General features: G+C 66.6%; 17 protein-coding genes. 6 read left to right on the forward strand and 11 right to left on the reverse strand.

Going from position 1 to position 17260, the window contains the following annotated elements; all coding sequences use genetic code 11:
- Positions 1 to 43 precede the first annotated feature (43 nt).
- Complete coding sequence (aglF, locus tag D3261_RS17060) at positions 44 to 763, forward strand: UTP--glucose-1-phosphate uridylyltransferase AglF (RefSeq protein ID WP_120074442.1); 720 nt, start codon at positions 44 to 46, stop codon at positions 761 to 763.
- A 23-nt stretch (positions 764 to 786) separates the two neighbouring features.
- Here the strand turns inward: aglF and D3261_RS17065 are convergent, their stop codons facing one another.
- From D3261_RS17065 to D3261_RS17075, 3 genes are read right to left on the reverse strand one after another with little or no spacing between them, the layout of a single operon-like run.
- Positions 787 to 1761, reverse strand: coding sequence for an NAD(P)-dependent oxidoreductase (locus D3261_RS17065; protein WP_120074444.1), 975 nt, complete (start codon positions 1759 to 1761; stop codon positions 787 to 789).
- Positions 1758 to 2681: an NAD(P)-dependent oxidoreductase gene (locus D3261_RS17070; protein WP_120074445.1), complete on the reverse strand. Its 924-nt coding sequence runs from the start codon at positions 2679 to 2681 to the stop codon at positions 1758 to 1760. The genes D3261_RS17065 and D3261_RS17070 overlap by 4 nt, the downstream gene beginning before the upstream one ends.
- On the reverse strand, positions 2681 to 3847 hold the full coding sequence (locus D3261_RS17075) for an NAD-dependent epimerase/dehydratase family protein (RefSeq protein ID WP_120074447.1): 1167 nt from the start codon (positions 3845 to 3847) through the stop codon (positions 2681 to 2683). The genes D3261_RS17070 and D3261_RS17075 overlap by 1 nt, the downstream gene beginning before the upstream one ends.
- A gap of 55 nt (positions 3848 to 3902) precedes the next feature.
- Here D3261_RS17075 and D3261_RS20120 point away from each other — a divergent pair, with 55 nt between their 5' ends.
- Positions 3903 to 4061 (forward strand): hypothetical protein, encoded by a 159-nt coding sequence (locus D3261_RS20120; protein ID WP_158589410.1) that lies wholly within the window; start codon positions 3903 to 3905, stop codon positions 4059 to 4061.
- On the opposite strand, the gene glmS is transcribed toward D3261_RS20120, so the two are convergent.
- On the reverse strand, positions 4048 to 5835 hold the full coding sequence (gene glmS / locus D3261_RS17080; RefSeq protein ID WP_120074449.1) for a glutamine--fructose-6-phosphate transaminase (isomerizing): 1788 nt from the start codon (positions 5833 to 5835) through the stop codon (positions 4048 to 4050). The genes D3261_RS20120 and glmS overlap by 14 nt on opposite strands.
- On the reverse strand, positions 5835 to 7034 hold the full coding sequence (locus tag D3261_RS17085; protein WP_120074451.1) for a sugar phosphate nucleotidyltransferase: 1200 nt from the start codon (positions 7032 to 7034) through the stop codon (positions 5835 to 5837). Before D3261_RS17085 ends, glmS begins: the two co-directional genes overlap by 1 nt.
- Positions 7035 to 7269: 235 nt before the next feature.
- Between D3261_RS17085 and D3261_RS17095 the strand changes: the two genes are divergently transcribed.
- The gene (locus D3261_RS17095; RefSeq protein WP_120074455.1) at positions 7270 to 7548 is read left to right on the forward strand and encodes a hypothetical protein; all 279 of its coding nucleotides are present in this window, start codon (positions 7270 to 7272) and stop codon (positions 7546 to 7548) included.
- A gap of 6 nt (positions 7549 to 7554) precedes the next feature.
- On the opposite strand, the gene D3261_RS17100 is transcribed toward D3261_RS17095, so the two are convergent.
- Entirely contained in the window at positions 7555 to 8625 is a 1071-nt protein-coding gene (locus D3261_RS17100) for an archaeosine biosynthesis radical SAM protein RaSEA (protein WP_120074457.1), read from the reverse strand.
- A gap of 579 nt (positions 8626 to 9204) precedes the next feature.
- Between D3261_RS17100 and D3261_RS17105 the strand changes: the two genes are divergently transcribed.
- Complete coding sequence (locus tag D3261_RS17105) at positions 9205 to 9711, forward strand: hypothetical protein (protein ID WP_120074459.1); 507 nt, start codon at positions 9205 to 9207, stop codon at positions 9709 to 9711.
- A 344-nt stretch (positions 9712 to 10055) separates the two neighbouring features.
- Here D3261_RS17105 and D3261_RS17110 read toward each other — a convergent pair whose 3' ends face one another.
- On the reverse strand, positions 10056 to 10544 hold the full coding sequence (locus tag D3261_RS17110) for a hypothetical protein (protein WP_120074461.1): 489 nt from the start codon (positions 10542 to 10544) through the stop codon (positions 10056 to 10058).
- 132 nt (positions 10545 to 10676) lie between these two features.
- Between D3261_RS17110 and D3261_RS17115 the strand changes: the two genes are divergently transcribed.
- Complete coding sequence (locus D3261_RS17115) at positions 10677 to 11729, forward strand: hypothetical protein (RefSeq protein ID WP_120074462.1); 1053 nt, start codon at positions 10677 to 10679, stop codon at positions 11727 to 11729.
- A 23-nt stretch (positions 11730 to 11752) separates the two neighbouring features.
- On the opposite strand, the gene D3261_RS17120 is transcribed toward D3261_RS17115, so the two are convergent.
- The 3 genes from D3261_RS17120 to D3261_RS17130 all read right to left on the reverse strand — a co-directional run bounded on the left by D3261_RS17120 (position 11753) and on the right by D3261_RS17130 (position 13329).
- A complete protein-coding gene (locus D3261_RS17120) occupies positions 11753 to 12178 on the reverse strand; it encodes an EamA family transporter (RefSeq protein ID WP_120074464.1) in 426 nt (141 codons plus the stop codon).
- Positions 12179 to 12253: 75 nt separating this feature from the next.
- Entirely contained in the window at positions 12254 to 12706 is a 453-nt protein-coding gene (locus tag D3261_RS17125; protein ID WP_233554025.1) for a VanZ family protein, read from the reverse strand.
- On the reverse strand, positions 12703 to 13329 hold the full coding sequence (locus tag D3261_RS17130) for a uracil-DNA glycosylase family protein (protein ID WP_120074466.1): 627 nt from the start codon (positions 13327 to 13329) through the stop codon (positions 12703 to 12705). The genes D3261_RS17125 and D3261_RS17130 overlap by 4 nt, the downstream gene beginning before the upstream one ends.
- 94 nt (positions 13330 to 13423) lie before the next feature.
- On the opposite strand from D3261_RS17130, the gene ileS reads away from it, so the two are divergent.
- Positions 13424 to 16609 carry an isoleucine--tRNA ligase gene (ileS, locus tag D3261_RS17135; protein ID WP_120074467.1) on the forward strand — a complete coding sequence of 1062 codons (3186 nt, stop codon included), beginning with the start codon at positions 13424 to 13426 and terminating at the stop codon, positions 16607 to 16609.
- Between the two features lie 67 nt (positions 16610 to 16676).
- Here ileS and D3261_RS17140 read toward each other — a convergent pair.
- On the reverse strand, positions 16677 to 17260 hold a 584-nt coding region (locus tag D3261_RS17140; protein WP_120074469.1), incomplete at its 5' end, for a hypothetical protein.

Consider the following 17260-nt stretch of genomic DNA (forward strand, 5'->3'; position numbering starts at 1 on the left):
CGATAGCGGCAGATTCTTGAGAGGTGGGGGCGCAGACCGACGCATGCAAGCTGTCGTGCTGGCCGCCGGGAAGGGGACCCGGCTCCGGCCGCTCACCGACGACAAACCGAAGGGGATGGTCGAAGTCGACGGAAAGCCCATCCTCACGCACTGTTTCGAACGCCTCGTCGAGCTCGACGCGAGCGAACTCCTCGTGGTCGTCGGCTACAAGCAGGAGGTCATCATCAGCCACTACGGCGACGAGTTCCAGGGCGTGCCGATCACCTACGCCCACCAGCGCGAGCAGGCCGGACTGGCCCACGCCCTGCTCACGGTGGAGGAACACATCGACGACGACTTCATGTTGATCCTCGGCGACAACGTCTTCGAGGCCAACCTCGCGGACGTCGTCGAGCGCCAGCGCGCCGACCGCGCCGACGCCGCCTTCCTCGTCGAGGAGGTCCCGATGGAGGAGGCGGGTCGGTACGGCGTCTGTGACGTCACCGAGGACGGCGAGGTCACCGACGTCATCGAGAAACCCGACGACCCGCCGAGCAACCTCGTCCTCACGGGCTTCTACACGTTCACGCCCGCGATCTTCCACGCCTGCCACCTCGTCCAGCCCTCCGGGCGCGGCGAGTACGAGCTCTCGGAGGCCGTCGACCTGCTGCTCCGCTCGGGCCGGACCATCGACGCCATCGAGATGGACGGCTGGCGGATCGACGTCGGCTACCCCGAGGACCGCGACGAGGCCGAACGGCGGCTCCAGAACAAAGACGAATAATCGAACTCGACCCCGAAACGTAGCTATTCCGCTCGAAGCCGCTCGCGGATCGTGGCTTCGAGCGAGTGCTCGGTCTCCCAGCCGAGCTCCTCGCGCGCCCGGGTCGTGTCGACCGCGAAGGAGTCGACCATCGTCTCGCCCGCTCGCGGGTTCTCGACGAGTTCGATGTCGACCTCGGTGCCGCGTTCCTCCTTTGCGATCCTTGCGACGAGTTCGGCGACCTCGTGGACGCTCGGGTCCTCGTCGCTTCCGAGTTCGTAGCTCGTCGCACCAGTCTCGCCCGCCGCGAGCTCCTCGACCATCCGCTCGGCGCTCTTGACGTAGGCCCGCGCGACGTCCTTGACGTGGAGATAGTTGCGCGACTGGGTGCCGGGCTCGTAGACGGTGAGCGTCTCGCCCGCGAGCGCGCGGTCGAGGAAGAAGTTCGTCACCGTCCCCTTCGAGACCCGCGTTCCGTCCACGGTGTGGTCGCCGTAGAGGTTCGACTTCATGAACAGGTGGGCCGGGAACGCGCCCTCGGCCATCGTCTCGATGGTGCGCTCGGAGAGGAGTTTCGTCCGGCCGTACCAGTTGAGCGGGTGTCGCGGGTGGTCGATCGTGATCGGGAAGTCCTCGGGGTCGCCGATGACGCCCATGCTGTACGGGAAGACGAGGCCCACCTCGTGTTTCCGGCAGAACCACGCCACGTTCTCGGTGCCCTGGACGTTGACCTCGAAGGCCAGGTCGGGGTTCGTGGCGCAGTCGTCGACGCCGCTGATCGCCGCGAGGTGGAGCACGATGTCCGCCCCGTCGAGCGCGGCCTCCAGCCGGTCGCGGTCCCGGATGTCGACGTGGTCGATCGCGACCCCCTCGACCGCCCGGAGGTCGCCGACGTAGAAGTTGTCGAGCGCCGTCAGCTCCCAATCGGGGTGGGCCTCGCGGAGGCGTTTGATCACACAGCTCCCGATGTAGCCCCCCGCGCCGGTGATGGCGATCGTGGGGGGCGTCGCGTCGCTCATGTGGCGAACCTCCCGGCGAGCTCGCGAACGCCCTCGCGGAGGGTGTACTCGGGTTCGAAGCTCGTCTCGGCCACCCGGTCGAAGTTGACGTGGTAGGACGGCCCCGGGTGTTCGTCTTCGAGGTAGGTCACGTCCGGTGTACCGACCTCCTCGCTCACGACCTCGGCGATCTCCCGGACCCGATAGTTCTCGGCGTTCGCGCCGACGTTGTAGACGGGGTCGCTCCAGTCCTCGGGTCGGAGCACGGCGTCGCGGTAGGCCCGCGCGGCGTCCGCAACGTGGATGAACGGCCGCCAGTTCGAACCGTCGCCGTAGACGGTCAGCGGCCGACCGGTGAGCGCCCGGAAGACGAACGTGTTCACCACGAGGTTGAACCGGATCCCCGGCGCGTCGCCGTAGACGGTGCTGAGACGGAGCGCCGTCCCCGTCATCGACGACTCGGCGGTGACCTCCGCCAGGAGGTCCTCGGCGGCGGCCTTGGTCTCGGCGTAGGGATTGATCGGGTCCGGGCTGGTCGTCTCGTCGATGTCGGTGCTGGTCGCCCGGCCGTAGATGTTACACGACGACGCGACCACGACCCGCTCGACCCCGACCTTTCGCGCCGCGGTCAGGACGTTCTCGGTACCGTCGAGATTGGTCGCATAGGTCTCCTCGCGTCGGTCATGGGTGCTGTCCGCACCGGTGATCGCCGCGAGGTGGACGACGCCGTCGACGTCGCGGACCGCGCTCTCGACGGCCCCGTACTCCCGAACGTCGCCCTCGCGGAACTCGACCCCGTCGAGACAGCCCATCAGCGTCCGGGGCGACCCGCTAGAGAGGTCGTCGAGCACCACGACCCGCCCGACCCGCTCGTCGTCGCGGAGCAGCGGCACCAGGGCGCTCCCGATGTAGCCACAGCCGCCGGTGACGAGGACGTCCATCAGGACTCCAGCGCGTCCGGCAGGAACCGGTCCTCGTGGGCCTCGACGACCTCCTGGCGCTCGACCATCGCGCCGAGCACGTCCCGCATCCCGGCCTCGAAGCCCACCGCGCTCCCGCCGATCAGGTCGTCGTACTTCTCGTACTCGATCTCCATCTGGTGGGTCTCGTCCTCCTCACGCGGGTTCTCGACGTGTTCCACGGTGATGTCGAGGTCGAACTCCGCACCGACGTCGGCGATGGTTTCGGCGATCTCGACGATGCTGATCGCCCGCGTGGTCTGGTTGTAGACCGTATGTGAGTCGGGTCGCTCGTCGGGGTCGACGAGCGCGAGCCGCGCGAGCCCCTCGACGGTGTCCTCGAGGCTCACGAATGGCTTTCGCTGTTCGCCCTTGCCGTAGACGGTCAGGGGATAGCCCGCGACCGCCTGGGCCGCGAACCGGTGGGCGACGACCCCGAAGTAGTAATCGAAATCGAGCCGAGTCCCGAGCCGGTCGTCGGCCCCCGTCTCCTCGGTCCCCGCACCGTAGACGATGGCGGTTCGGACGTCGCTGACCGGGATGTCGAACTGTTTGTGGGCCAGTCGGAGGTTGGCGGCGTCGTGGGACTTCGAGAGGTGATACCAGCTCCCCGCCATCGCCGGGAACGGCACCTCGTCGCGCTCACCCTCGTTCTCCATCGTCGCACCGCCCTCCGGGATCGGGAACTCCGGCGCGCCGTAGACCCCCGTGGTGGTGGTCTCGATGAAGTGGGCGTCCGAGAGCCCGGCCTCGTGGAGCCCCCAGAGGAGGTTTCGGGTGGCCTGCATGTTGTTGTGCTGGGTGAAGTTCGCGCGCTCGCCGTCGATCTGGGAGTAGGGTGCGGAGGGCTGGGCGGCGGTGTGGACCACGGCGGTCGGTTCGTGGACCGCCAGCAGCTGGTCGACGAACGCCCGGTCCGCGAGGTCGCCCTCGACGAACGAGAGGTTGCGGTAGCCGTGCTCCGCGGCGGCCGCGACCCGCTCCTCGATCGAGGCGACGGCCGTGGTGCTTACCCCGCCGACCGACGCGACCCACTCGCGACGGCCGCCGTTGTCGACACAGATGACGCGCTGATCGGTACGGTCCGCGATCCTGAGGGCGGTCGGCCACCCGACGTAGCCGTCTGCCCCGGTGACGATGATCGACATTGTTACTCGCTATCCGAGTAACTTTCCAGAGCGAGAAAAACGTTCCCCTCACGACGTGGACGGTGCGCCCGACCTCCGCGAGGTCGACGAAGCCGAGACCGACGAAACCGAGGTCGAACGAGAAACTGAACGGCTGCTCGAAACCGACGAACGGGGCGGGCGGGGCGAACCGCTGCGGACGGACGTGGACGAGCGCCGACCTACTCGACGGTGACGCTCTTGGCGAGGTTGCGGGGTTTGTCGATCGAGCGGCCGAGGTCGGCGGCGGTGTGGTAGGCGAACAGTTGGAGCTGGACGCTCGCGAGCACCGCCGCGGTCCGCGGGTGGGTCTCGGGCACGGAGAGCACGTGGTCGGCGTAGCGTTCGATGTCCGACTGGCCGTCGGTGACGGCGATCACGGGTGCGTCGCGCGCCTCGACCTCCTTGACGTTGCCCACGGTCTTCCTGGCGAACTCGCCGTCGCCGGTGGCGACCGCGATGACGGGGGTGTTGTCGGTGACGAGCGCGAGCGGGCCGTGTTTGAGTTCGCCCGCGGCGAACCCCTCGGCGTGGCGGTAGGTGATCTCCTTGAGCTTCAGCGCGCCTTCGAGCGCCACCGGGTGGTTCAGCCCCCGACCGATGAAGAAGTAGGCGTCGGCGTCGAGGTACGCCGTCGCGACCTCGGCGGCGGTCGAGTCGTCGAGGATCGCCTGCACCGTACTGGGAAGATCCCGAAGCGAGCCGATAGTCTCGCGGTCGTGGTCGTCGGTGACGGCGAGCGCGAAGAGGTTGAGCGTCACGAGCTGGGAGGCGAACGTCTTCGAGGCCGCGACGCCGATCTCCGGGCCCGCCCGGATGTAGAGCACGTGGTCGCACTCGCGCGCGACGGTCGAGCCGACGACGTTGGTGAGCGCGAGGGTGCGCGCGCCGAGACGTTTGGCCGCCCGGAGCGCGCTCAGGGTGTCGGCGGTCTCGCCGCTCTGTGTGACACCGACCACGAGCGCGTCGTCGACCGGCGGCGGCGCGGTGACGTACTCGCTCGCGAGGAACGCTTGGGCCGGGATCCCGGCCTCCTGGAACAGCCGCGCGCCGTAGAGCGCGGCGTGGTAGGAGGTGCCACAGGCGACGAACTGGACGCTGGTCGGGTCGACGCCAGCGAGCTCCTCGAGCTCGACCTGTCCGCCGAGTTCGTCGACCCGGCCCTGGAGACACTGCCGGAGCGACCGGGGCTGTTCGTGGATCTCCTTCAGCATGAAGTGGTCGTAGCCGCTCTTCCCGGTGTCTTCGGGGTCCCAGTTCACCGTGTTGATGCTCTTCTCGACCGGCTCGCCGTCGAGGGTCGAGACCGCCCAGCCGTCCTCGTCGATCCGCGCGAGTTCGCCGTCCTCGAGGTAGACCACGCGGTCGGTGAACGCCCGGAAGGCCGGGACGTCGCTCCCGAGGTAGGTCGCGTCGTCGCCGACGCCGAGTACGAGAGGTGAGTCCTGGCGAGCGCAGTAGACCGCCTCGTGGTCGGCGAACACCGCCGCGATGGCGTAGCTCCCCTCGATCCGCCGGATCGCCGCCCGGAAGGCGTCCTCCTCCGTCGCGCCGTCGGCGAGCGCCGACTCGATGAGGTGGGGGACCACTTCGGTGTCGGTGTCGCTCTCGAACTCGTGGCCCGCGGCCTGGAGTTCGTCCTTGATCCCCTGGTAGTTCTCGATGATGCCGTTGTGGAGCACCGCGACTTGACCCTCGCAGTCGGCGTGCGGGTGGGCGTTGCGGTCGTTCGGCGGGCCGTGGGTGGACCACCGGGTGTGGCCGATCCCAACCGCCCCTTCGAGGCTGACACCGTCGAGCGCGGCTTCGAGGTTTTCGAGCTTGCCCGCGCGCTTTTCTATCTCGACGGAGCCGTTGGCGAGCGCGACGCCCGCCGAGTCGTAGCCCCGGTATTCGAGCTTCGAGAGGCCGTGCATCAACACGTCGAGCGTCTCGTCGGGCCGTCCGACGCAGCCGATCACGCCACACATCAGCTCATCACCTCCGCGTCGGCGACGACCTCACCGCGCACCCGAACCCCCGTGTGGAGGTGTGCGCCGGGGCCCACGAGGGTTCCCGGCTCGAAGCCGACCATCCCGCCCGCGGTGACGCGGTCGGCGACCACCGCACCGAGCTGGCGGTCCTCGAACACTCGCCTGCCGACGCGGACGTCCGCGGGCCCGCCGGGGACGATGCTCCCCGCGCCCAGCGTGACGTCCTCGCCGACCACGCAGTCGAGCACCGTACTCCCGGGTCCGATCCGGGTGTCCGAATCCAGTACCGTGCGCTCGACCGTGGCGTTCGCCTCGACCGTGACGTTCCGCCCGAGCGCGACGTTCGGCCCGACGACCGCACCCGGACCGACCTCGCAGTCCGACCCGACGACCACCGGGGCCTGGAGGGTGGCGTCGTCGTGGACCAGCGCCGTCTCGTCGACCCAGACGCCCTGCTCGCGGACGGGCTCGTCGACCCGGCCGCGCGCGAGGATCTCCCGGGTCACGGTGAGGAGGTCCCACGGGTAGGTGGCGTGGGGCGAGAGGCCGTCGACCCGGACCCCCCGGACGTCCTCGCCGTCGTCGATGAGGCGCGCGAGGGTGTCGGTGAGCTGGAGTTCGCCGTCGCGGCGCTCGGTCTCGCCGATGGCGTCGAAGATCGAGGTTCGGAAGGCGTAGACACCGGCGTTGATCAGGCGGTAGTCGTCGGAGTCGGGTTTCTCGACGAGTTTCTCGATCCGGCCCTCCGAGAGCGCGACCGCACCGTAGCGCCTGGCGTCGCGGTGTTCGAGCACGCCGAGCGTGGCGGCGGCGTCGGGGTAGGTCTCGAACTCCGCCACCACGTCCTGGACCAGCCCGGACTCGATGACGCGGTCGCCGTTCACCAGCAAGAACGGCTCGTCAACGGCCGATTCGGCACAGCGCAGGGCGTGACCGCTGCCGAGCTGTTTCTCCTGGGTGACGTACTCGATCGGAACGTCGCGGTAGGTCGGGCCGAAGTGTTCCTGGACCCGGTCGCGCTTGTAGCCGATCACGACCGCGATCTCCTCGACCCCGGCGTCGATCAGCGCGTCGAAGACGTACTCGAGGACGGGTCTGTTCGCCGCGGGTAGCATGGGCTTCGGGCGGTTGTGCGTCAGCGGGCGCAGCCGGTTGCCCTCGCCGGCCGCGAGAACGACCGCGGTACGAATGCTCATCGATCCATCGATCCATGCCTATCGGCTTCAACGTTCTGGGCACGTCCCGACCCGGACCCCATCCCTCGTGGACGATCGTTTCGGAATCGGCGGTCGAGAACGCGCATCGATGTTTCGCCACCCGGGACGGCGATAGCCCGAAGGTGCGACCGGGTGCGGTCGGTTCGTACGGGCGATCCGTCCGCCGGTGCGGCGACGAACAGACCTAACCACGGGCCGTTCGTACCGCGGCGCGATGACCGACGACACCGTCCGCGTCTGGCTGGTCGAGCGCACCTTCGCCGAGGACCTCCCGAACCTCATCGTGTTGACCTACGCGACCCCCGACGGCGAACGCGACTATCGCAAGGAACGCGCGCTCCAGATGCCCGGCGGCGGAGGGCGCGAGACCACCGCGGCGCTCGACGTCGACCCCGACAACCTCGGGGAGGTCTCGGACCCCGAGACCCGCGAGCGCTACGCGACGGAGGCCGCTCGGATGGCCGAGAAATACGACCCCGACGAGGCGGTGTAACCCACCTCAGTTCGTCAGCGGCATCCCGTAGCTCCGCTCGCGCTCCATCACTACGTTCCAGGTCGCCTCGCACTCACAGGAGACCTGGTCGAAGACAGTAGGATCCTGTCGGAGGTCGAAGTCCTTGATAGCGGTCTGCACGTGGTCGTCGCACTCGCCGCAGTTGTGAGGCCCACGGTCCGAGCCGTGGCCCACCGGGTCGGAGATCACGATGGCGTCCGCGTCGGCGGTCTCGCGGAGGACTTCGGCGACCGACCAGAGCCACGGCGGGCGGTAGCCGCCGTCGTGGTAGAGCTCCTCGACCATCGTGTGGCGCTGGACGTTACAGGGGTTCATCGAGACGGTGTGGGCGTACTCGGCACAGCGCTCGACGGAGGAGACCATGTCCGCGACGGCCTCCGACTCGGTGAGGAAGGGCGGTTTCATCAGGAGGTAGGCCTTGATGCCCACGCCCGCCGCGTCCGCGCGCTCGCTCGCCGCGACGAAGTCGGCGAAGTCGAAGTACTTGTTGACGCAGTCGTGACGAACTCGATCCGTGGCGGTTTCGAGCCCCACCGCGACGTCGACCGCGAGTCCCTTCTCGGTGAAGTCGGCGAGGCGCTCGGGCTGGACGAAGTCGGGCAGCGATTCGAGCACGATCCGCTCGCGGTCGGCGAAGGCCTCGGCGACCGCTTCGCGCGCCGCGGCGGGCACCTCGCGCTCGTCGAGGAAGCTCCCCGAGGTGTAGATCTTGATCAGCGGGCAGGGCTCGTCGGCGTTCTCGCGTTCGTGTTCGAGACAGGCCTCCAACTGGTCGACGAGCGCCTCGTGCGGGACGGTGCCGCCCTCGACGGACTCGGCGACGTAGCCGCACATCGTACAGCCGCCCGCCCGCGCCCACCGACACCCACCCGTGTTCAGGATGATCGTCAGCGACTGGCGCACGCCGTCGGGCGTGTTGTCCTCGTCGACCCAGACCCGCGTGGGTTCGTGGGGGTCGTAGGTCCGGTCGTTGCGCGCGCGGATCTCGCGCATCGCGGCGTTGTGGGCGTCCATGCCGCGTCCGGACTCGTAGACCTCCGGCGATGGCTGGCTCATTGAGTGGGGAAGGAAGTCAGCGCGAAAAGCGGCTTCGGTCCGGGCGGTCGGTGGTCAGTGGCGAACAGGTGTAGTATCGTTGCGGTGGTGGATAAACCGGTGGCGTTTCTCCAGCATCCTCAGCGTGAACCCCATCGAGAGACCAACGGCTTCTGATCTAGTGTCTTCCTCAGTGGCGTGCAGGGTCGGACATTGATCGACCAACGAGACTCCTGTTGTTGGTCTTGACTCGAATTCATATCTAACCGCGAATTCCCTGCACAGTGGCTATCTCAGAAGTATTGCTTTGAGTGACTACTGGCGTTCGAGTCTCTAATCGAAGTTACACGCGGAAGCAGATTCGAGTGGAATTCGTTGCACATCGGTGAGTTGACTTGATGTGTGACGGGGGGGAGACGGATTCTATCGGCATGAAATCCCGTGCAGTTGCATGAAAACAGTTCTCAACGAGCTCCTATTAATACTCGTCCTGCCCCGTCGAAGCGAGGAGTGTTCCGTATGAGCAGGAGGAGCTACATCCTTTGATATCCCGCTTGGTATGCGGTGGTTATTTCGGCTTGCTACGCTGTTCGTGGTTCAATGGAACGTTTGCCTGTCGCGGGTGGGCATGTAGTAATCAAGGATGGGGTGGTTGAAACTGACCTCTCGATCATCAACGCTATGCAGCGTTTGCACCAACAGAGTAGGGTGATCTCTTGGGGACTGATCTTAACTGTTGCATTCCTCGCCCTTGCAGCGGTAGTGGGCTACCCTCCTGGTATTCGGGTCATAGTATTGGTTGGGATATTGATTCTGGTTGCCTATGTGATAGTGGCATTCTCGATCAACAAGTTCCTCAGACCACAAATCAGTCGAGAGAAAACGATCCCGAGAGATGCCATTAAGATAATTGTTTACGACGAGGGAGGGACGATCCGTCGTCCTAATTTTTCCATCATCTATGAAAAAGATGGAGAAAAGAAGATCCGCAGTATCTTGTTATCACCGAGATTTCTTGGGGGAGACGCCCCATTAGAACGTGTCCTCCGCAGATTTGAAGAAGCTGGTATTGAAACTACATCCGCTGACGAGCTGGAATCTCCCTAGACCGATCATCGTCCCTTGTGCTACCCTGTCGGTAGTCGCTTGGTTGTTGGCAGGGGTTCAACTCAATAGCCAAGAAGCGATACAGAGCGTCAAAAAACATACAGTACCGCTACTGTCCCAGCACGTGCGTTCCTCGCACGCGATTGGGACGGCAACCACGACAGTCCTGCTAAAGAGTCCCGGCCCCTCCGGGCCGGCCAAAGCTCGACCGCGTATCCACCTCCTCCAACAGTCCTGCTCGCGCCCACAGGGCGCTGTGCGTGCTTTCGCAGACAGAAGGGTGTCGAAAGTGTCGGAAACCCTCATACTACTCATCGGTCGATCCTCCAAAGGCGACACGGACACTAAGTTTTGGTCGCCTGCGTCCCATCGGAAGCCCGACGTGCGTCGACGGTGAGAGCGAGCGCAGCGGCGATGAGGAACACCGTCGGGAGCATGAAGTACCAGCCGATGCTCCACAGACCGAGGATCGAAACGACCGCGCCGACGCCGGCGGCCATCGAGGTGACGTACCGATGTCCCGTCCAGGCGGCGACGCCACCCACGGTGACGAGCACGAGGAGAACCACCGCCCAGAAGAAGAGCACGCCGGCGTTGCCGCCACCACCTCCGAGGAGGTAGTCGATACCCGCCTCACAGCCGCGGGCAACCGTGGTCCTAGTAGAATCGAGGCCGCCTGCGCTGGTCGCCGTCCCACCGGCCGACACGCTCGTCCAGCAGGAAACCGGACCGAACGCACCCATCAGCCGCAGCAATCCGGCCGCCCCGGAGAGACCGGCCAGTCCAGCGACGACCCGAACGGTTCGTGAGAGCGTGAGGACTGGTGTATTCATCCCGCCACGTACGCTACGCAACTATTTAGCGATGTAGGAGGCAGGGAGTGGGCCGGATACGAACCCACTTTCGAGGGATTTGGGCGATACGACACGGAACCCTCAATCCGCTCAGGGCAGTAGGGCGGTTGGATGGAAAAGACCGAGACGGAGACGGAGACCATCGCTCCGCCGGCGAACACGATGCGCGAGCGGGTCGGTTACAGTCGGGCGAAGATGTGGTTTCTCGTCGAAGGCAATCGCTGGTTGGTAAGCGGGGTGTTGCTGTTGGTCACCTTCGCCATCGTCGTCCTCGCCGGCGTGTTCGTCTCCGGGTCGGTCGCCGACGCGTTCGACAACAGCACGATCGCGTCGCTGTTTCAGTCGATCTTCCTGGCGATCGTAACGAGCGTCGCGCTGACCCTGGCGATCGGACAGCTGATCCTCTCACAGGAGATGGGACATCTGGGCGAGCAGCGCGAGAAGATGCTGTCCGAAGTCTCGTTTCGGGGCGACGTCGAGCAATCAGCGGGGGTCGGGGTGAGCCCGGCGACGCCGGCCGGGTTCCTCCGGACGCTGATCAGGGCCGTCGAGGAGAAGGCGACACGCGTCCAGGAGTCCGTCGCGGACGACGCCGACGACGAGGCGACGGCCCAGGTCGCCGAGTTCGCCGAGGTCGTCACCGACCACAGCCAGCAGATCGACGCGGACCTGGAGACCGCCGAGTTCGGTTCGTTCGACGTCGTCTCGGCGATCCTCGATTACAACTACTCCTGGAAGGTCCGGACGGGCCGCCGACTCCAGGACAAGCACACTGGGGCGATCGCCGAACGGACCGAGGAGCGGCTCGACGCACTCGTTCGGAACCTCCAGCTGTTCGGACCGGCGCGGCAGTACTTCAAACTCATCTACTACCAACACGAACTGATCGATGTCTCCCGCGTGCTGCTCTATACGGTGATGCCGGCCCTGGGCGTCTCGGCGTACATGAGCTTCGCGTTCGACGTGAACCGGTTCAGCGGCAGCGTCGTCGGTATCGACGTCGCGTTTCTGGTGATCAGTTTCGTGGCGATGATCGGCCTGTTCCCGTTCGCCGTCCTCGTCGCGTTCATCTTTCGGCTGATCACCGTCTCACAGCGAACGTTGACGATCGGGCCGTTCATCCTCCGCGAGTCCTCGGACTCCGGACAGATCAAGGAAGTCTGACCCGGTTCGGGGCGCATCGAGCGCTATCGCGCGACCAGCACCACGCCGACCACGGCGAACGCGATGCCGACGACCCTCGTGATCGTGACCGCCTCCCCGAGCACGCCCATACTGATGACGGCCGCGACGATGAAGTACATGGCACCCAGCGTCGAGACGACCGTCGTCGAGCCGTGCGCGAACCCCATGTACATCGAGATGAGGCCGATCCCGGTGAACACACCAGCGACACCAGCGAGGACTCCACCCCGCATCGTGACGGCGAGCGATGCGTCCGAGACGAGCACGAAGCCGAGCGCGAGGAGCCCCGCCGTCAGATACGAGATGGCGGCCGCAGTTCTGGGGTCGATCGATTCCGACGCGGCGTTGCCGACGACGATCCAGACGCCCCACGCCACCATCGTGACCAACCCGAAGCCAACGGCCGAGTTCAGTTCTGCGAACTCCATTGGGAAGACCCTCGTCTCGCACCCCTAAGCCACTTCGTCACTCCGCCGCAGTTCAGGCACTCACAAACGCGGAGATCATCGTTCGGTCCACGGTCGCCGTCGTAACACGTGGTCGAATCCAGTGGCGAGCGCCACACCGACGACCGCGCCGAGGATATCCGCACCCCAGTCGAGCAGGGAGGGATCGCGCCCGACGAAGCCCTGGACGACCTCGATCCCACCGCCGTAGAGCGAGGTGACGACGACCGCGAGCGCGGCCACCGCGACCCAGCGCCGGTCCGGCGCGAGCGCGAACGCCAGCGCCCCGCCGAGACAGAAGTAGGCAAAGGCGTGGGTGTACTTGTCCGCGCCAACGAGCCCGAACGGACCGAGCGTGGTCTCGCCGCCGGGGAGCGGGACGACCGATCCCACGAAGACGACGACGGCGAAGGCGACCACGGGGAGCCAGCGATATCGTCGATCCATGGGAAATCCGTGCTGGGACGGACCGAGGAAGTTTCGGATCCCGTTCGATTCGGTGTCGCTCACTCGACCGCCGCGAGCGTCTCCCGGACCGCGTCGAGATACGATTCGTGGGTGTAGCCGAGCCGGGAGATCCAGATCTCTTGGTAGGAAGGGTGGAGGATCGGCACGAGGGTCGTGTTCAGGCCGGGAAGCGCAACGGGGTCGAGGATCGAGTCGACGAACCCGTCGAGTTCCCGGTCTTCAGTGGCGAGCAAACTCGTCGTGGCGTGTTTTCCGGTGGCGACCACCGCTCGGGGTTCGATCTCCCGGATCTCCCGTTCGAGATACGGCCGGCAGTTCTCGTGTTCCTCGTCCGTCGGTTCGCGGTTCGAGCCCTCACCGTCCGACGGGAAACACTTCACCGCGTTGGTGTAGTAGCACGCGTCCCGATAGCCGAGGTCCGCCATCATCTCTCGAATTTTGCGCCCGGAGTGGCGCGCGGTGTAGGCTAGTCCTGTGAAATTGCCGCCCTTCCACAGGTCCGCCTCGGGCGTTCCCGCGCCGGGTGCCTCGCCGACAACCACGATGTCGGCGTCGAGCGGGCCGTTGCCCCACGAGATGCACTCGCGGGCCTCGACCAGCGCGGGACATCGCCGGCAGTCGGCGGCGAGCGGGTGTTTCGTGTCGGGTTCGGGATACTCGGCCACCCGGGTCCTACTGGATCCGGCGGTTTGAGTCTGGCTACGGCAGCCGGACCTGCACAACCAATCAGTCTTTAGGCCCCGACCGGATAGTCGCGCCATGAGCAGGTTCGAGGACGTCGCGGAGCGGTACGACCCCGACGCGGTCGAGGAGCGAGTGTTCGACTACTGGGGCGCGGTCGACGCCTACGAGCAGACCACGGAGCACCGTGCCGACGCCGAGCCCTTCTTCTTCGTCGACGGCCCGCCGTACACCTCCGGGGCGGCCCACATGGGCACGACCTGGAACAAGACCCTGAAGGACGCCTACATCCGCTGGCATCGGATGCGCGGCTACGACGTCACCGACCGACCGGGCTACGACATGCACGGGCTCCCCATCGAGACCCGCGTCGAGGAGAACCTCGGCTTCGAGAACAAGAAGGACATCGAGGAGTTCGGAATGGAGCCGTTCATCGAGGCCTGTAAGGAGTACGCCGACGAGCAGCTGGACGGCCTCCAGAGCGACTTCAAGTCCTTCGGCGTCTGGATGGACTGGGAGAACCCCTACCGGACCGTGAACCCCGAGTACATGGAGGCGGCGTGGTGGGCCTTCGGCGAGGCCGCCGACCGGGGGCTCGTCGAGCAGGGCAAGCGCTCGATCACCCAGTGCCCACGGTGTGAGACCGCCATCGCGAAGAACGAGGTCGAGTACCACGAGGTCGAAGACCCCTCCATATACGTGAAATTCCCCCTCCGCGACCGCGAGGGCAGCCTCGTGATCTGGACCACGACCCCGTGGACGATCCCCGCGAACACCTTCGTCGCGGTCGACGAGGACGTCGAGTATCTGGAGGTACAGGCCGAAAAGGAAGGTGAAAGCGAGGTGCTCTACCTCGCCGACGGCGTGGTCGAGGACGTCCTCGGAAAGGGCGGGTACGACGACTACGAGGTGCTCGACGAGGTGGCCGGCGAGGAGCTGCTCGGCTGGGAATACGAGCGCCCGCTGGCGGACGTCCTCCCCGAGCGCGACGAGACCGAGGGCGCGTTCGAGGTCTATCACGCCGACTACGTCGAGGTCGACAGGACTGGATTGGTTCACTCCGCGCCCGGCCACGGTCAGGAGGACTTCGAGCGCGGTTCGGAGCTCGGCCTGCCCGTGTTCTGTCCCGTCGGCGACGACGGGGTCTACCTCGACGGGGCCGGGAAGTACGCGGGCGAGTTCGTTCGCGACGCGAACCAGGCGATCATCGCGGACCTCGACGAGCGGGGCGCGCTGCTCGCCGAGGAGACCTACACTCACGACTACGGCCAGTGCTGGCGGTGCGATACGGACATCGTCTTCCTCGCCACCGACCAGTGGTTCGTGACGGTGACGGACGTCAAAGACGAGATGCTCGCGAACATCGAGGACTCCGAGTGGTACCCGCCGGAGGCCCGCGACGGCCGCTTCCGGGACTTCGTGGAGGGCTCGCCCGACTGGAACGCCTCGCGCCAGCGCTACTGGGGCATCCCGATCCCGATCTGGACCCCGGAGGACTGGGCCGGCGGGATGGACGAGGTGATCGTGATCGCCACCCGCGAGGAGCTCGCCGAGCGCGTCGATCAGTCTATCGACCCCGAGACGGTCGACCTCCACCGCCCGACCGTCGACGACCTCACCATCACCGAGGACGGGAAGACGTACACCCGCGTTCCGGACGTCTTCGACGTCTGGCTCGACTCGGCGGTCGCCTCGTGGGGCACGCTCGACTATCCCGAAGAGGAGGAAAAGTTCGAGGAACTCTGGCCGGCCGACCTCATCATGGAGGCCCACGACCAGACCCGCGGCTGGTTCTGGTCACAGCTCGCGATGGGGACCACGGCGCTCGGGGAGGTCCCCTACGAGCAGGTGCTGATGCACGGCTACGCCAACATGCCCGACGGCCGCGGGATGTCGAAGTCGAAGAACATCACCGTCGAACCCGGCGAGGTCATCGCGGAGTACGGCGTCGACCCGATGCGGTTGTTCCTGCTCTCGGTGACCCCGCAGGGCGACGACATGCGCTTCTCGTGGGAGGAGACCGAGACGATGCAGCGCACCCTCAACATCCTCTGGAACGTCTTCCGGTTCCCGCTGCCGTACATGCGTCTCGACGGCTTCGATCCGAGCGAAACGAGTCTCGCCGACGTCTCCCTCGAACTGGAGGACGAGTGGGTGCTCTCGCGGCTCCAGACCGTGAAAGCCGAGATGACCGAAGGCTGGGAGGAGTTCCGGCAGGACCGCGCGCTCAACGCGCTGCTCGACTTCGTGGTCGAGGACGTCTCGCGGTTCTACGTCCAGAGCGTGCGCGAGCGGATGTGGGAGGAGGCCGACAGCGACTCGAAGCGGGCGGCCTACGCCACCTTCTACGAGGTGCTCTCGGAGGTCGTCGCGTTGCTCGCACCCTACGCGCCGTTCGTGGCCGAGTCGATGTACGGCACGCTCACCGGCGACGAGGGCTTCGACACCGTCCACATGCGCGACTGGCCCGAACCCGACGCGAACTACCGCGACCCGGACCTCGAACGCGAGGTAGCGGTCGCCCGCGGGGTCGAGGAGGCCGGTTCGGCGGCGCGCCAGCAGGCCGAACGCAAGCTCCGCTGGCCCGTCACCCGCGTCGTCGTCGACACCGAGAGCGAGGCGGTCGCCGACGCGGTGCGCTCGCGTTCGGCGATGGTCGAGGACCGGCTCAACGCCCGCCGCGTCGAGATCGTCGGCCCCGACGAGCAGTGGGGCGAACTCCGCTACAGCGCCGAGGCCGACATGTCGGTGCTCGGCCCCGCGTTCGGCGAGCAGGCCGGCGAGGTGATGACCGCCCTCAACGAGGCCCGGATCGAGGAACCCACGCTGGCGGCGCTCGAAGACGCGGTGGCCGACGCGCTCGGCGACCCAGTAGAGATCACCGACGAGATGGTCGAGTTCGTGGTCGAGCTCCCCAACGACGTGGCGGGGAGTTCGTTCGATGCCGAGGGCGGCGGCACCGTCTACGTCGACACCGCGCTCACCGAGGATATCGAGAGCGAGGGTTACGCCCGCGACGTCGTCCGGCGCGTCCAGGAGATGCGCAAGGAGCTCGACCTCGACCTCGAAGCGCGGATCCGGCTCGACCTCGATATCGCCGACGACCGGGTCGCCGACCTCGTCCGCGAGCACGAGGAACTCATCAAGACGGAGGTTCGCGCCGAGGAGCTCGGGGCGGTGGCGGACGGCCACCGGCGCGAGTGGAACGTCGAGGAGACGACGGTGGAGATCGCCATCGAGCCGCTCGTGGAAGCCCAGGCGTAGACTTCGTCACGGGACCTCGGCCTGTTCGTCGGATTTTCGAGAGTTCGGAGAAGCGACGAGAGGGTTCTCAGGCCGCCTCGGCCGTCCAGTGGTCGTAGGCCCGTGCGGCCGCGATGAAGAGGAAGACGACCCCAACCATGTCGACGAGCGTGCTGACCAGCGGTGCGAGGAAGGAGACGGGACCGAGCACGCCGACGACCAGCCCGCCGACGAGTTGGAGGACGACGCTCACGAGGACGAGCACGACCACCAGCCCCGCGACCGCGAGCGGCGCGTCCGCGAGCACGCCGAAGCTCCGCCGGAACGCCCGCACGACGTTGTCGTCCTCCACCGCGACGAACGCGAACGCGAACAGCGACGCCGCCGCGACGACCACGACGACGACGAAACCGACCGCGATCCCGACGATTCCGAAGAGGCCCGCGAGCACGAGCCTGACGACGAGGGCGGCGAGCCCGACGACGAACACCCCGAGGAAGTTGAGGAGGCCGAACCCGAGGTTGTGGGTGAGGTGGTGGCGTTCGACGATCCCCCACTGGTCGGCGAAGACCCGGACGAGGAGGAGCGAGAGGTACAACAGGACCACGAGCAGGACGAGGCTCGCGACGAGTGGGAGCGGGCTGGCGGTGAGCAGCGGGGGTGAGGCCCCCC

It is taken from the genome of Halococcus sp. IIIV-5B, from assembly GCF_003602035.1.
GTDB classification, from domain to species: Archaea; Halobacteriota; Halobacteria; order Halobacteriales; family Halococcaceae; genus Halococcus; species Halococcus salsus.

Bases quoted from the DNA above. Each gene is read 5' to 3' on its own strand.
- D3261_RS17100 (WP_120074457.1), bottom strand. From the start codon at position 8,625: ATGAGCCAGCCATCGCCGGAGGTCTACGAGTCCGGACGCGGCATGGAC.
- D3261_RS17105 (WP_120074459.1), top strand. From the start codon at position 9,205: ATGGAACGTTTGCCTGTCGCGGGTGGGCATGTAGTAATCAAGGATGGG.
- D3261_RS17075 (WP_120074447.1), bottom strand. From the start codon at position 3,847: ATGTCGATCATCGTCACCGGGGCAGACGGCTACGTCGGGTGGCCGACC.
- D3261_RS17095 (WP_120074455.1), top strand. From the start codon at position 7,270: ATGACCGACGACACCGTCCGCGTCTGGCTGGTCGAGCGCACCTTCGCC.
- D3261_RS17120 (WP_120074464.1), bottom strand. From the start codon at position 12,178: ATGGAGTTCGCAGAACTGAACTCGGCCGTTGGCTTCGGGTTGGTCACG.
- D3261_RS17115 (WP_120074462.1), top strand. From the start codon at position 10,677: ATGGAAAAGACCGAGACGGAGACGGAGACCATCGCTCCGCCGGCGAAC.
- D3261_RS17065 (WP_120074444.1), bottom strand. From the start codon at position 1,761: ATGAGCGACGCGACGCCCCCCACGATCGCCATCACCGGCGCGGGGGGC.
- aglF (WP_120074442.1), top strand. From the start codon at position 44: ATGCAAGCTGTCGTGCTGGCCGCCGGGAAGGGGACCCGGCTCCGGCCG.
- D3261_RS17110 (WP_120074461.1), bottom strand. From the start codon at position 10,544: ATGAATACACCAGTCCTCACGCTCTCACGAACCGTTCGGGTCGTCGCT.
- D3261_RS17085 (WP_120074451.1), bottom strand. From the start codon at position 7,034: ATGAGCATTCGTACCGCGGTCGTTCTCGCGGCCGGCGAGGGCAACCGG.
- glmS (WP_120074449.1), bottom strand. From the start codon at position 5,835: ATGTGTGGCGTGATCGGCTGCGTCGGACGGCCCGACGAGACGCTCGAC.
- D3261_RS17070 (WP_120074445.1), bottom strand. From the start codon at position 2,681: ATGGACGTCCTCGTCACCGGCGGCTGTGGCTACATCGGGAGCGCCCTG.
- ileS (WP_120074467.1), top strand. From the start codon at position 13,424: ATGAGCAGGTTCGAGGACGTCGCGGAGCGGTACGACCCCGACGCGGTC.